Below are 13,228 nucleotides of genomic sequence, written 5' to 3'. Positions count from 1 at the left end.
CATGAGCCAATCCCCTTCGCAAGATCAGGACGCGGGCGATATCGCCACAGCCGATGAGGGCGCCAGCGCCGCAACGCCACCGCCGCTGCATGGCGTGGCGCTGTTTTCGGCCGCTTTCGCCCTTGCGCTGGGCACCTTTATGCAGGTGCTCGATTCCACCATCGCCAATGTCGCGCTCAACACCATTTCGGGCAATCTGGGCGAGGCAAGCAGCACCGCGACCTGGGTGATCACCGCCTTTGCCGTGGCCAATGGCGTGACCGTGCCGCTGACAGGCTGGCTGATGCGGCGCTTTGGTCTGGTCAACACGTTCATCGCTTCGGTGGCACTCTTCACACTGGCCTCGTTCCTTTGCGGGATCGCCTGGTCGCTGCCCTCGCTGATCGTGTTCCGCCTGCTTCAGGGCGCGGTGTCGGGCCCGATGATTCCGGGCAGCCAGGCGCTGCTGCTGGCGATTTTCCCGCCGGAAAAGCGCACCGTGGGCCTGTCGATCTGGTCGATGACGGCGCTGGTCGGGCCGGTGCTAGGGCCGATCCTTGGCGGTTATATTTCCGACAATTACCACTGGGGCTGGATCTTCCTTATCAACGTTCCGGTGGGTTTCATCACCGTGGGCGTGCTGATGGCGCGGATGCGGTCCTATAACACCCCGCCGGTCAAGCTGCCCTTCGATTGGGGCGGCGTGGCGCTGCTGATGCTGTGGGTGGGCTCGCTTCAGGTCGTGCTCGACCTTGGCAAGGATGAGGACTGGTTCAATTCCACCTTCATCTGCGCGCTCTCGGTGGTGGCGGTTCTGGGCTTCTTCGCGTGGTTGATCTGGGAATTGACCGAGGAGCATCCCGCGGTCGATCTCACCTTGTTCAAAAGCCGCAATTTCGCGATCGGCACGCTGTGTTTTTGCCTCGGCTATGGCTTCTTCTTTGCCAGCAACCTGCTGATGCCGCTCTGGCTGCAAACCCAGCAGGGCTATACCGCGACATGGGCGGGGCTGGTTTCGGCGCCTGCGGGCATGGTGGCCTTTTTGCTGGCGCCGCTGGTGGCGCGGGCGGCGGGCACGCTCGACCTGCGCTATGTCGCCACCTATGCGCTGCTGGCCTTTGCCGGGTCCTACATGATGCGCACCCATTTCGCGCCCGACACCGATCTTTGGCATTTCGTCCTGCCCTCGATCGTTCAGGGCACGGCGATGGGCACTTTCTTCATGTCGATGACGACGCTGTCGTTTGATCGGTTGGGGCCGCATCGCATTCCCTCGGCCACGGGCATTTCAAACTTTGCCCGCATCACCGGGGGCGCCTTTGCCGCCTCGATCACGACAACCTTCTGGGACCGGCGCGAAGTGCTCCACCAAAGCCGTCTGGCCGAGGCGGCCAACAGTGCCAACCCGGCCTATGTTCAGGCGATGGACCATTTGCAGACCATCGGCATGAGCAAGACGCAGGCCACCGGCGCCCTGACAGGACAGATGATCAACCAGTCCTATCTGCTTTCCTCGCTCGACATCTTCTGGTTTGCGGGCATGGGCTGCATTGCCATGCTGGCGCTGCTCTGGTGCACGCGCAAACCGGCCCCGCCACAGGGCGGCGCGGTGGTCGTGGACTAAAGAAAAGGCCGGGGCGGATCATCTCCACCCCAGCCTTTTTCCTGTCAGGCGGTTTGCCTTATTCGACGTAATGCGCGCTGGTCTTTTCGCGCACTTCCTCGGCGGTAACGCCGGGGGCCAGTTCGACCAACTTGAACGGACTGTTGTGGTCGGGCCGCGCAAACACGGCCAGATCGGTGACGATCATGTCCACCACATTGCGCCCCGTCAGCGGCAGGGTGCAGGCGGGGATGAACTTGGGGCTGCCATCCTTGGCGCAATGCTCCATCACCACGATGATCTTCTTGACGCCCGCGACCAGATCCATCGCGCCGCCCATGCCCTTGATCATCTTGCCCGGGATCATCCAGTTGGCAATGTCGCCATTTTCCGACACTTCCATCGCGCCCAGCACGGTCAGGTCGATATGGCCGCCACGGATCATGGCAAAGCTCTGCGCGCTGTCGAAATAGGCCGAATGGGGCAACTCGCTGATCGTCTGCTTGCCCGCATTGATGAGGTCGGCGTCTTCCTCGCCCTCATAGGGGAACGGGCCGATGCCAAGCATCCCGTTCTCGCTCTGCAGCGTGACGGTCAGCCCCTCGGGCACATAATTGGCCACCAGCGTCGGGATGCCGATGCCAAGGTTCACATAAAAGCCGTCCTGAAGCTCACGCGCGGCGCGGGCGGCCATTTCATTGCGGTTCCAAGCCATCGCTCAGGCCTCCTTCGGACGGGTGGTGCGGAATTCGATCTTCTTGTCATAGCTGCCCAGCACGATGCGCTGAACATAGACGCCGGGCAGGTGAATCGCGTCGGGGTCCAATTGACCCGGCTCGACGATTTCCTCCACCTCGACCACGGTGATTTTCCCGGCGGTGGCGGCAGGCACGTTGAAATTGCGCGCCGTCTTGCGGAAAATCACATTGCCGGTGGTGTCGGCCTTCCAGCCCTTCACGATGGCGAGATCAGCGAAAATGCCCTGCTCCAGCACATATTCCTGACCGTCAAAGACCTTGGTTTCCTTGCCCTCGGCCACCAGCGTGCCAACACCTGTCTTGGTGTAAAAGCCCGGAATGCCCGCCCCGCCCGCGCGGAGGCGCTCGGCCAAGGTGCCCTGCGGGGTGAATTCCACCTCCAGCTCTCCGGCCAGATACTGGCGCTCGAATTCCTTGTTCTCGCCCACATAGGAGGAGATCATCTTCTTCACCTGCCGCGTGCGCAGCAGCTTGCCAATGCCCTCATTGTCGATGCCCGCATTGTTGCTGGCAAAGGTCAGATCCTTGACCCCGCTGGCCTGAATCGCATCCAGCAGACGCTCCGGAATGCCGCAAAGGCCAAAGCCCCCGCTGGCAATCAGCAAACCGTCGCGCAACACCCCTTCCAGCGCCGCTTCTGCGCTGGGATAAACCTTGCTCGCCATACAGCTCCCTCTCTCTCGGGATTGATATGGACCGACTGTATCGAAGGAAAATGATGTGTTCTAATGATAGTTTTTTTGGGGTATTGATAGGTGATGGTGATGTATTGGAATATGCCTCCGGCGGGTTAAGGGCGGGGGCCCTTAACAATCCCGATACTGGGGATGGAAATTGAAAGCGCCGCGCCGCAGGCAATTATTCAAAGCCTGCGGCGCGGACATGTTGCCCAACGTCGACCCTATGGCGCCACCCAATTAACGGGATTGCAAAGGGCCCTCGCCCTTTGCCCGCCGGAGGCATACATTGAACCGCATCGCGCTCTACCACCTCGAAACCCTGCTCTGGATCGCGCGCCTCGGCACCTTTGCGGCAGCAGCGGAACGTTTGAACACCACCCAGCCCACCATCTCCGCCCGCGTGCGCGAATTAGAGGCCCAGATCGGCTATCCCCTGTTCCGGCGCGAGGGGCGGCGGATGCTGCTGACGGTACGCGGGCGGCAATTGGTGCGCGATACCGAACCGCTGTGGGCGGCGCTGGAACGGACGCTGGCGGCAGACAATCTGGCGGGCGCGCGCGGCGTGGTGCGGATCGGCACGGGCGAGATCGCAGCGGCCTCCTGCCTGCCCGGCTTTGTGGCAGAGATCGAGCGCGACATGCCCGCCGTAACGCTGGACATCACGATCAGCCTGACCGCGCAATTGCTGCAAGACCTGCTGGGCGCGACCAGCGATCTGGTGTTTCTGGCCGGCCCCGCCGCCAGTCCGGGGCTGCAAACCGCCTCGATCGGGGCGGTGGCGCTGCAATGGCTTGCCTCGCCTGCAACGGCGGCGGCCATACGGGAGGGCGCTGTGCCGCCGATCTGGTCGCTACCGCGCCAATCGCCGCTGCATCAGGTAATGCTGGAAACCCTCTCGGGCGAGGCGATGCCCGCGATCCGCACCTGCAACAACGCCCGGATGCTGATCGACATTATCGCGGCGGGCCAAGGCATTGCCCTCTTGCCCGAAACCATGACGCGCGAGGCCGTGGCGAGCGGGCGACTGCAAGAGGTCTGGCCCCGGCCCAAACGCGGAATTGAATTTCAAGCCGCAATCCGTGCCGAAGAGAGCGATCCGCTGGTGCTGGAGCTGTTCAGGCGGGCGGCGGGTTTGCGGATTGATCCTCGGTAAAGGTGGGAAAGTTTGCCTCCGGCGGGCAAAGGGACTTGTCCCTTTGCAATCCCGTTAATGAGGTGTGCGCCACGTTTGCCACGATGCGCCTTTCCGCGAAGCGGTTTCATAGCCTGCGGCGCGGAAAGGTCACGCAAGGTCGCCATCATCGCGCAACATAGACAGTATCGGGATTGTTAAGGGCCCCCGCCCTTAACCCGCCGGAGGCATAAATGCCCCTAAACTAAACCGCCCGCACCATCACCGAAACCGAGGCCATCCCATTATCGACCGCCTCGGGCTTATCGATCCGCACCCGCGCCCACAAAACCGACCCCATGCCAAGACAAGCCTCGCCCAATTGCCGGGCAAAGCTCTCGATCAGGTCGATGTGGGTGCGCGCGAGACTTTCCGCCGCCGCGCCGATATCGCGGTAATCGACGGTCTGCTCCAACCGCTCGATCGCGCCCACGCCAAGGCCCAGTTCAACAAAGATGACCAAAGGTTGGCGCCGCCCTATTTCGCCGTGATTGACGCCCACGGCCGCCATCACCTCGAAACCGGAGAGGCGCACCACCGTTTCGGCCACCTCATGGCCCGCAACAGGCGCGGGGCGCAAAGAGATCACACTGTCCATACACCCCGCCTCCTGTATCAGCCCGGAAAGACCACGGTGCGGTGGCCGTTGAGGAACACGCGGTCCTCAAGGTGGGCCTTGACCGCCTCGGCCAGCACCCGGCGTTCGATATCGCGGCCCTGACGCACCAGATCCTCGGGCGCGTGGGCATGGGTGATGTTGCCCACGTCCTGCGCGATGATCGGGCCTTCGTCGAGGTCGGCGGTGACGTAATGCGCCGTCGCGCCGATCATCTTGACCCCGCGCTCATAGGCCTGGTGATAGGGCTTGGCGCCCTTGAAGCCGGGCAGGAAGGAGTGATGGATATTGATGCAGCGGCCCGACAGGAAGCTCGCCAGATCATCGCTCAGGATCTGCATATACCGCGCCAGCACCACCAGATCGGCCCCCGTTTCGGTCACGATGGCCTTGATCTGCGCTTCCTGTTGCGGTTTCGTGTCCTTCGTGATCGGCAGATGGTAGAAGGGCAGATCGCCGATCAGGCTGGTGGTGATATGCTTGCGGTCATGGTTGCAGATGATGGCCACCACGTCCATGTCGATTTCACCGATGCGCCAGCGATAGAGCAGGTCGCCAAGGCAGTGGTCAAACTTGCTGACCATCAGCACGACCTTCTGCTTTTCGCCATGCACGCGCAGACGCCAGTCCATCGCATGTTCGGCGGCCAGATCCGCAAAATGGGCGCGCCATTCCTCGGCCGTGTCGCCCTGGGGCAAGGCAAAGATCACGCGCATGAAGAAGCGGTCGGTCAGGCGGTCATTGAACTGCTGGGCATCGAGAATATTGCCGCCGCGGCTCGCCAGATAGCCCGCCACCTTGGCCACAAGGCCCGGCTGGTCGGCACAGGACAGGCTCAACGTACACACATTGTCATGGTCAGACGTGGTCACTTGGATAAATCCTTTCTCTCTCCCGCACGGCGCGCTCGGGCGCCGGCGCTTATGCCTTCTTCGCCGCCTGTCAGGCGCGCGACTTGCGATACCCGTTGATCCACGTCACGGTTTTTTCCAGTCCGCCAAACGGATAGAAATGCAACCGCACCGGGCCATGGCTTTCATTCAGCCCCTTGGCAAGCGCATCGACCAGCTTGTCCGGCCCGGCGCTGCCCAGCAGTTGCGTGATGGAAATGCCGTATTTGGCCAGAACGCTGGCCGAGGCGCCCACGCCGCAGCGCGCGGCAAAGCGCATCAGGGTCTTGATCCCGGCCGGGCCCGGCACGCCGATGCGCACGGGCGCGGCAATCCCGCGCCGGCGCAGATCCGCCAGCCAATTGAGCGCCGCATCGGGATCGAACCCGAATTGCGTGACCACCAGCGGGGCCATGCCGCGCGCGTCGATGTCCACGCATTTGCGCGCCAGCACTTCCCAGCACTGTTCCTCGGTCATGTTGGGGTGACCCTCGGGATGGCCGCCCACGCCGATCGCCTTGATCCCCGCTTTTTCAAACAGGCCGGTGGCGATCAACTCGCTCGAATCATTATACGGTCCCGCCGCATGTTCAGGATCGCCCGCGATGACAAAGCAGCGACGCACGCCCGCCTCATTGACCACGGTGTTGAGGTAATCCTCGAATTCAGCCTCGCTGGTGATCCGGCGGGCGGAAAAATGCGGCATGGGTTCAAAGCCCAGCGCGCGCACGGCCTTGGCGGCGGCGATTCGCGCGGGCGCTTCCTCGCCGGGCAGGAAGGTGACGGCGATGGGTGTTTCGGCCGGGATGGCCGGTGCGGCGGCGCGCAGAGATTCCACGTCCTTAGCCGTAATTTCCAAGGAAAATCCGTCGGTAATACCGTCCGGTGCGCGCTCCCAATTGGGGTGGATCTGCGAAATGGCCACCATGGTCCTCTGCCCTTTCTCTTTGGCGCCCGGCGATGGGGGCATTGATGCCTGTCTCATCGGGGACGGAAATTTTGTATGCGACGCATACTAAAACGAAATGCTCGTGACTTGAAGAGCCCTCTAGCGCAGGGCGATAATTTCGTATAGATGAATTTTTCATGGACGAGAAATTTGCGGGAAATGATGCCTGAAACCCTACCATTGCTGCTGGTTCCCGGCCTGATCTGCGATTCGCGGGTCTTTGCGGCGCCATGCGCCGCCTTGCCGCAGGCTGTCGCGCTGCCCGGCTGGGGCGTTATGGATTCACTGGGCGCGATGGCGGATCGGCTGCTGGCGGATGCGCCCGCCCGCTTTGCGCTGCTGGGCCATTCAATGGGCGCGCGCGTCGCGCTGGAGGTGGCCCGCCGCGCGCCCGAGCGGGTTGAACGGCTCGCGCTGGTTTCCACCGGGACGCATCCCGTGGCCCCCGGTGAGGCGGACAAGCGCTATGCCCTGCGCGACAAGGGGCGCGAACAGGGGATGGAGGCGCTCGTGGCTGACTGGCTGCCGCCGATGATCGCGCCCGACAATCGCCCCGGCCTGCTCGCCCCGTTGACCGCCATGTGCATGGAACAGGGCCTTGCCGCCTTTGAGGCCCAGATCGAGGCCCTGCTCTCGCGCCCGGCGCTGGAGGACTTGCTGCCCACCCTGTCGATGCCCGTGCTTTCCTGTACGGGCTCGCTCGATGGCTGGAGCCCGCCCGAACAGGCCGCCGCCATTGCCGATGCCATTCCCGGCGCTGTGCTGGAAATCGTGGCCGATGCGGGCCATTTCCTGCCCCTTGAGCGCCCGCAAGCCTTTACCGACATCATCGCGCGCTGGCTGGGCCAGCCTGCCTGAAACCCAAGATCCACCTAAGGAGAGAAGAATGACCCAGAGCCTGCAAGACGTCCTCGATGCCAGCGGCGACATTGTCGAAATGCTGCGCAATGCGCAGGTTGGCCCCAATGTCTATCCGGGCGTTCCGGCCGAATATTCGAACTGGCGCACCGAACAGCAGGCTTGGGCCAAGACCGCCGTGCTGTTCAACCAGTCGTACCACATGGTCGATCTGGAAGTATCCGGCCCCGATGCCTTTGCCATGCTCAACTATCTGGGCATCAACAGCTTCAAGGGTTTTGTGCCTGATCGCGCCAAGCAATTCGTGCCCGTCACCGCCGAAGGCTATGTCATCGGCGACGTGATCCTGTTCTATCTTGCTGAAAACCAGTTCAATCTGGTGGGCCGCGCGCCGACCATCGAATGGATCGAATATCACGCCGCCACCGGCAAGTGGGACGTAACGGTCGAGCGCGACGAACGCTGGGCGATGCGCAACGATGGCAAGCGCAAGAACTACCGTTTCCAGTTGCAGGGCCCCAACGCGATGGCCGTGCTGTCCAAGGCGCTGGGCTATGCCGCGCCCGACCTCAAGTTCTTCCACATGACCACGCTGGAATTCGGCGGCGCCAAGGTGCGCGCGCTGCGTCACGGCATGGCCGGTCAGCCGGGCTATGAACTATTCGGCCCCTGGGAAGATTACGCCGCCGTCCATGGCGCGCTGGTCGAGGCGGGCAAGGAATTTGGCCTGACGCTGTGCGGCGGCCGTACCTATTCGTCGAACACGCTGGAATCGGGCTGGATCCCCTCGCCGCTGCCCGCCACCTATACCGGCGAAGGCTCGAAGGGCTATCGTGAATGGGCCGGCGCCAATTCCTATGCGGCCAAATGCTCGATCGGCGGTTCGTATGTGCCCGACAGCATCGAGGGCTATTACCTGACCCCTTGGGATCTGGGCTATGGTCCGTTTGTGAAGTTCGACCATGACTTCATCGGCCGCGAGGCGCTGGAAGCCAAGGCCGCAGGTCCGCACCGCCGCAAGGTGACGCTGGCGCTGGACAATGAAGACGTTATGCGCGTCCAGTCCTCTGCCCTGTCGAAGGGCGACCGCGCCAAGTTCATGGAATATCCCAGCGCTGTTTACGCCATGCATCCGTTTGATCAGGTGCTGCTGGACGGCAAGATGGTCGGCCTGTCCACGTGGATCGGCTATACCGCCAATGAAGGCAAGTTCCTGGCGCTGGCCATGGTGGAAGAAAGCGTGGCCACGCCTGGCACGCAGGTCACTTTGCTGTGGGGCGAACCCGATGGCGGCACGCGCAAGCCCACCGTCGAGCGCCATGTGCAGACCGAAATCAAGGCCGTGATCGCCTCGGTGCCTTATTCGGAAGTGGCGCGTGACGCCTATGCCGACAGCTGGCGCAACCGTCAGGCCTGATCGGGTCTGATACGAGAAACCCCGGTCTTGGCGGACCGGGGTTTTCTTTTCACCGCAAGACGCGCCCCGCAATGGCATCCAGCCGCGCCAGGATCGCCGGATCACGCTGCGCCGGGGCCGTCGCAAAGGCGCCGTCCAGCGCCCGGTCAATCGGGCTGCCCTCACGCACCGGAGGCAACAGGCGGGCCAGTTCACGCACCGCCGCGCGGGCCAGTTCGGCATTGGCCTTCATTGTGGCGAAAACCTCATGGGCCTCCACACCCGCTTCCTCGTCACGCCAGGCGTCATAATCGGTGACCATCGCCAGCATCGCATAGGGCAGCTCAGCCTCACGCGCCAAACGCACCTCGGGAAAACCGGTCATGCCAATCACATCGGCGCCCCATCCGCGATACATCCGGCTTTCCGCGCGGGTCGAAAATTGCGGGCCTTCGATGGCGATATAGGTGCCCTTGGGATGCACGGTGCCGCCAGCATGATGCGCCGACAGCGCCAGCAGTTCCGCCAAACGCGAGCAAACCGGATCGGCCAGCGCCAGATGCGCCACCATCCCTGTGCCGAAAAAGCTGCGCGCGCGGCCCTCGGTGCGGTCGATCATCTGGTCCACGCAGACGAAATGGCCCGGCGCATATTCCTCACGCAGCGACCCCACCGCCGAGAGCGACACCAGATCGGTCACGCCACAGCGCTTCAACACGTCGATGTTGGCGCGGTAATTGACCTCGCTGGGCGGGATCGCATGGCCCGGCCCGTGGCGCGGCAAAAAGGTGAAGCGCACCCCGTCCAGCGTGCCGGTGGTGACGCTGCCGCTGGGCGCGCCAAACGGGCTTTCGACGGCAATCTCCTGCGCGCCCTCAAGCCCGATCCCCTCGGCCAGACCCGATCCGCCAATCACCCCGATATGCCATGCGCTCATCGCTCAAACTCCTGTGTCCTGTGCGTGGCCTAGCCGATGGAGCCCGGCGCTCAAACCGCTTTTCGCTTCTCTTGCCAAGCTTTGCGCGCCCGTGCAGTCTGTGCCCGAAAGGAAAACCCCATGCTTTTGATTGGCCAGTTCGATAGCCCCTTTGTCCGCCGCGTTGGCATTGCGATGACGATTTACGACATGGCATTCGAACACAGCCCGTTTTCGGTGATGGGCGATGGCGACAAATTCGCGCATCTCAACCCGTTGAAGCGGGTGCCGACACTGGTGTTGGACGATGGTGAGGTGCTGATCGAAAGCGGGGCGATCCTTGACCATCTCGACGAAGCCTATGGTCGCGACCGGGCGCTGATCGCCGCCAATGGCCCTGCCCGCCGCGCGGCACTGAAACGCATCGCGACGGCCACGGCGGCGGCCGACAAAGCGGTCGCCTATTTCTACACGCGCCGGTTCGGCGGCGAGGTCGATCCGTTTTTCACCCAGCGCAGCGAAGCCCAGATCCGCGACGGCATGGCGGCATTGGACGCCCAATGCGCCGCGCGAGATGGCGATTGGTGGCATGGCGATGCACCGGGCCATGATGACATCGCCGTGGCCGTGGTCGCGCGTTTTGTGTCCGAGGCCTATGGCTGGCTGGTGTCGCTGGCCGATTATCCCGCCCTGGCCGCCCATTCCGCCCGCGCCGAGGCCCGGCGCGAATTTCAGGCAATCCAGCAGGCCTTTATTCCGCCCAGCTGATGCGAAAAGGGGCCGGGATTTGATCCCCGGCCCCTTTCATCACGCCACGCTGATGTTCAGCGCGCCGTCGCCTTCCTCGATATTGACCGTGCTGCCGTCGGGCACCTCACCCCCCAGCAGCTTCTCGGCCAGCGGGTCCTGCAAATAGCGCTGCACCGCGCGCTTCAACGGCCGCGCGCCATAGACCGGATCGTAACCCACCCGGCCCAGCCAGCGCTTGGCCGCATCAGTCATGGCCAGCGTGATCTTGCGATCCTTCAGCAGCTTCTGCACCCGCGCGACCTGAATATCGACGATGGGCGCCATATGCTCCTGACCCAGCCGGTGGAAGAGGATGATCTCATCCAGACGGTTGAGGAATTCGGGCCGGAAATGGCTGCGCACCACCTCCATCACCTGCGGCTCGACGCTTTCCACATCGCCGCCCTCAGGCAGATTGGCCAGATACTGGCTGCCAAGGTTCGACGTCAGGATGATCAGCGTGTTGGTGAAATCCACCACACGCCCCTGTCCATCGGTCAGGCGGCCATCGTCGAGCACCTGCAGCAGCACGTTAAACACATCGCTGTGGGCCTTCTCCACCTCGTCGAACAGCACGACCTGATAGGGCCGCCGCCGCACCGCCTCGGTCAGCACGCCGCCTTCATCATAGCCGACATAGCCCGGAGGGGCGCCGATCAGGCGCGAAACGGCGTGCTTCTCCATGAACTCGCTCATGTCGATGCGCACCATCGCGCTGTCATCGTCGAACAGGAACCCGGCCAGCGCCTTGGTCAGCTCCGTCTTGCCCACGCCCGTCGGGCCAAGGAAAAGGAAGCTGCCCAGCGGGCGGTTGGGGTCCTGCAGACCGGCACGCGCCCGGCGCACGGCCTTGGACACGGCCACCACTGCATCGCGCTGGCCGATCACGCGCTGGCCGATCACTTCTTCCATGCGCAGCAGCTTTTCCCGCTCGCCTTCCAGCATCCGGTCCACCGGCACGCCGGTCCAGCGGCTGACAACGCCCGCAATGTCATCGGCGGTCACTTCCTCGCGCAGCATGGCGTTTTGCGCCTGCGACTGCGCCTCGGAAAGCTGACGCTCCAGATCGGGGATGCGGCCATAGGAAAGCTCGCCCGCGCGGGCCAGATCGCCCTTGCGCTGCGCCTGTTCCAGCTCGATGCGCGCGGCATCCAGCTGCTCCTTGATCTTGCCCTCGGCCGCGATCTTGTCGCGCTCGTTCTGCCAGCGTGTGGTCAATTCCGCGCTCTTCTGCTCGGCATTGGCCAATTCCTCGCGCAGCGCGGCAAGGCGGTCCTTCGAGGCCTGATCCGATTCCTTGGCCAGCGCCATTTCCTCGATCTTGAGCTGGATGATCCGCCGGTCGAGGTTTTCGATCTCCTCGGGCTTGCTCTCAACCTCCATGCGGATGCGGCTTGCGGCCTCATCCATCAGGTCAATCGCCTTGTCGGGCAGAAAGCGGTCGGCGATATAGCGGTTGGACAGGGTGGCCGCCGCGACAATCGCATTGTCTGCGATCCGCACGCCATGGTGCAGCTCGTACTTCTCTTTCAACCCGCGCAGGATCGAGATCGTGTCCTCCACCGTCGGTTCGCCCACGAAGACGGGCTGGAACCGGCGTTGGAGCGCAGGGTCTTTCTCGACATACTTCTGGTATTCATCCAGCGTGGTCGCGCCGATGCAGTGCAATTCGCCGCGCGCCAATGCGGGCTTGAGCAGATTGCCTGCATCCATCGCGCCCTCGCTCTTGCCCGCGCCGATCAGCGTGTGCATCTCGTCGATGAACAGGATGATCTCGCCTTCCGCGCCCTTCACCTCGTCGAGAACGGCCTTGAGGCGTTCCTCGAACTCGCCGCGATATTTGGCGCCCGCGATCAGCGCGCCCATGTCGAGCGCCATCAACCGGCGATGCTTGAGGCTGTCAGGCACATCGCCATTGGCAATGCGCAAGGCCAGACCCTCGGCAATCGCGGTCTTGCCCACGCCCGGTTCACCGATCAGCGCAGGGTTGTTCTTGGTGCGGCGGGCAAGGATCTGCACCGTGCGGCGGATTTCCTCGTCGCGGCCAATCACCGGGTCCAGCTTGCCATCGCGCGCGGCCTGGGTCAGGTCGCGGGCGTATTTCTTCATCGCGTCATAGGCGTTTTCGGCCCCCGCGCTGTCCGCCGTGCGCCCGCCGCGCAGGGCCGTGATTGCGGCCTCCAACGCCTGAGGCGTGACATTGGCGGCCTTGAGCGCCTGCCCGGCGGCTGTCGTCGTGGCCAGAGCAAGCGCGACAAGGATGCGCTCGACGGTGACGAAACTGTCGCCCGATTTCGCGGCGATCTGTTCGGCGCTGTCCAGCACGCGCACGGCGTCATTGTCGAGGCCGGGCGAACCTTGCGCGCCCGATCCCGACACGGCCGGGATCTTGGCCAAGGCCTTGTCCAACTCGGCGCCGGCGATCGCGGGATTGCCGCCTGCGCGCGTCAGCAGCCCGCTGGCCATGCCCTCGCTGTCCTCAAGCAGGGCCTTCAGGATATGTTCCGCCGTGATGCGCTGATGGTTAAGGCGGATCGCCAAAGTCTGCGAGGCTTGCAGGAAACCCTTGGCGCGGTCAGTAAACTTTTCGAGGTTCATGGGGTCGGTTCCTCCGTTGCCTCAC

Annotated in this window: 12 protein-coding genes; 5 read left to right on the top strand and 7 right to left on the bottom strand. The window is 63.5% G+C overall.

What is annotated here, in order from left to right; genetic code table 11:
* Position 1 precedes the first annotated feature (1 nt).
* Complete coding sequence (locus PQ467_RS07130; protein WP_274175808.1) at positions 2–1,603, top strand: DHA2 family efflux MFS transporter permease subunit; 1,602 nt, start codon at positions 2–4, stop codon at positions 1,601–1,603.
* Positions 1,604–1,661: 58 nt separating this feature from the next.
* Here PQ467_RS07130 and PQ467_RS07125 read toward each other — a convergent pair whose 3' ends face one another.
* The gene (locus tag PQ467_RS07125) at positions 1,662–2,297 is read right to left on the bottom strand and encodes a CoA transferase subunit B (protein ID WP_274175807.1); all 636 of its coding nucleotides are present in this window, start codon (positions 2,295–2,297) and stop codon (positions 1,662–1,664) included.
* Positions 2,298–2,300: 3 nt separating this feature from the next.
* Complete coding sequence (locus PQ467_RS07120) at positions 2,301–3,005, bottom strand: CoA transferase subunit A (protein ID WP_172341078.1); 705 nt, start codon at positions 3,003–3,005, stop codon at positions 2,301–2,303.
* A 301-nt stretch (positions 3,006–3,306) separates the two neighbouring features.
* Here PQ467_RS07120 and PQ467_RS07115 point away from each other — a divergent pair, with 301 nt between their 5' ends.
* Positions 3,307–4,173: a LysR family transcriptional regulator gene (locus tag PQ467_RS07115; RefSeq protein WP_274175806.1), complete on the top strand. Its 867-nt coding sequence runs from the start codon at positions 3,307–3,309 to the stop codon at positions 4,171–4,173.
* Between the two features lie 223 nt (positions 4,174–4,396).
* Here the strand turns inward: PQ467_RS07115 and PQ467_RS07110 are convergent, their stop codons facing one another.
* The 3 genes from PQ467_RS07110 to PQ467_RS07100 all read right to left on the bottom strand — a co-directional run bounded on the left by PQ467_RS07110 (position 4,397) and on the right by PQ467_RS07100 (position 6,625).
* Positions 4,397–4,789 (bottom strand): dihydroneopterin aldolase, encoded by a 393-nt coding sequence (locus PQ467_RS07110; protein ID WP_274175805.1) that lies wholly within the window; start codon positions 4,787–4,789, stop codon positions 4,397–4,399.
* A 17-nt stretch (positions 4,790–4,806) separates the two neighbouring features.
* Positions 4,807–5,679, bottom strand: a complete 873-nt coding sequence (purU, locus tag PQ467_RS07105; RefSeq protein ID WP_274175804.1) for a formyltetrahydrofolate deformylase — start codon at positions 5,677–5,679, stop codon at positions 4,807–4,809.
* Between the two features lie 70 nt (positions 5,680–5,749).
* A complete protein-coding gene (locus PQ467_RS07100) occupies positions 5,750–6,625 on the bottom strand; it encodes a methylenetetrahydrofolate reductase (RefSeq protein WP_443192983.1) in 876 nt (291 codons plus the stop codon).
* Positions 6,626–6,805: 180 nt separating this feature from the next.
* Between PQ467_RS07100 and PQ467_RS07095 the strand changes: the two genes are divergently transcribed.
* Both PQ467_RS07095 and desA read left to right on the top strand, forming a co-directional pair.
* On the top strand, positions 6,806–7,504 hold the full coding sequence (locus PQ467_RS07095; RefSeq protein ID WP_274175803.1) for an alpha/beta fold hydrolase: 699 nt from the start codon (positions 6,806–6,808) through the stop codon (positions 7,502–7,504).
* A 28-nt stretch (positions 7,505–7,532) separates the two neighbouring features.
* Positions 7,533–8,921 carry a syringate O-demethylase gene (gene desA, locus PQ467_RS07090; RefSeq protein WP_274175802.1) on the top strand — a complete coding sequence of 463 codons (1,389 nt, stop codon included), beginning with the start codon at positions 7,533–7,535 and terminating at the stop codon, positions 8,919–8,921.
* Between the two features lie 49 nt (positions 8,922–8,970).
* Here the strand turns inward: desA and mtnP are convergent, their stop codons facing one another.
* Positions 8,971–9,837, bottom strand: coding sequence for an S-methyl-5'-thioadenosine phosphorylase (gene mtnP, locus PQ467_RS07085; RefSeq protein ID WP_274175801.1), 867 nt, complete (start codon positions 9,835–9,837; stop codon positions 8,971–8,973).
* A 120-nt stretch (positions 9,838–9,957) separates the two neighbouring features.
* On the opposite strand from mtnP, the gene PQ467_RS07080 reads away from it, so the two are divergent.
* Positions 9,958–10,584, top strand: coding sequence for a glutathione S-transferase family protein (locus PQ467_RS07080; protein ID WP_274175800.1), 627 nt, complete (start codon positions 9,958–9,960; stop codon positions 10,582–10,584).
* 39 nt (positions 10,585–10,623) lie between these two features.
* Here the strand turns inward: PQ467_RS07080 and clpB are convergent, their stop codons facing one another.
* Positions 10,624–13,203, bottom strand: a complete 2,580-nt coding sequence (gene clpB, locus PQ467_RS07075) for an ATP-dependent chaperone ClpB (RefSeq protein ID WP_274175799.1) — start codon at positions 13,201–13,203, stop codon at positions 10,624–10,626.
* Positions 13,204–13,228 lie beyond the last annotated feature (25 nt).

It is taken from the genome of Novosphingobium sp. KACC 22771, from assembly GCF_028736195.1.
Taxonomy (GTDB): domain Bacteria; phylum Pseudomonadota; class Alphaproteobacteria; order Sphingomonadales; family Sphingomonadaceae; genus Novosphingobium.
This window is presented reverse-complemented; position numbering and strand designations above follow the sequence as displayed.

Excerpts from the sequence above, each read along its gene's own strand:
- PQ467_RS07130 (WP_274175808.1), top strand. The coding sequence starts at position 2 with ATGAGCCAATCCCCTTCGCAAGATCAGGACGCGGGCGATATCGCCACA.
- PQ467_RS07125 (WP_274175807.1), bottom strand. The coding sequence starts at position 2,297 with ATGGCTTGGAACCGCAATGAAATGGCCGCCCGCGCCGCGCGTGAGCTT.
- PQ467_RS07120 (WP_172341078.1), bottom strand. The coding sequence starts at position 3,005 with ATGGCGAGCAAGGTTTATCCCAGCGCAGAAGCGGCGCTGGAAGGGGTG.
- PQ467_RS07110 (WP_274175805.1), bottom strand. The coding sequence starts at position 4,789 with ATGGACAGTGTGATCTCTTTGCGCCCCGCGCCTGTTGCGGGCCATGAG.
- PQ467_RS07100 (WP_443192983.1), bottom strand. The coding sequence starts at position 6,625 with ATGGTGGCCATTTCGCAGATCCACCCCAATTGGGAGCGCGCACCGGAC.
- PQ467_RS07095 (WP_274175803.1), top strand. The coding sequence starts at position 6,806 with ATGATGCCTGAAACCCTACCATTGCTGCTGGTTCCCGGCCTGATCTGC.
- desA (WP_274175802.1), top strand. The coding sequence starts at position 7,533 with ATGACCCAGAGCCTGCAAGACGTCCTCGATGCCAGCGGCGACATTGTC.
- mtnP (WP_274175801.1), bottom strand. The coding sequence starts at position 9,837 with ATGAGCGCATGGCATATCGGGGTGATTGGCGGATCGGGTCTGGCCGAG.
- PQ467_RS07080 (WP_274175800.1), top strand. The coding sequence starts at position 9,958 with ATGCTTTTGATTGGCCAGTTCGATAGCCCCTTTGTCCGCCGCGTTGGC.
- clpB (WP_274175799.1), bottom strand. The coding sequence starts at position 13,203 with ATGAACCTCGAAAAGTTTACTGACCGCGCCAAGGGTTTCCTGCAAGCC.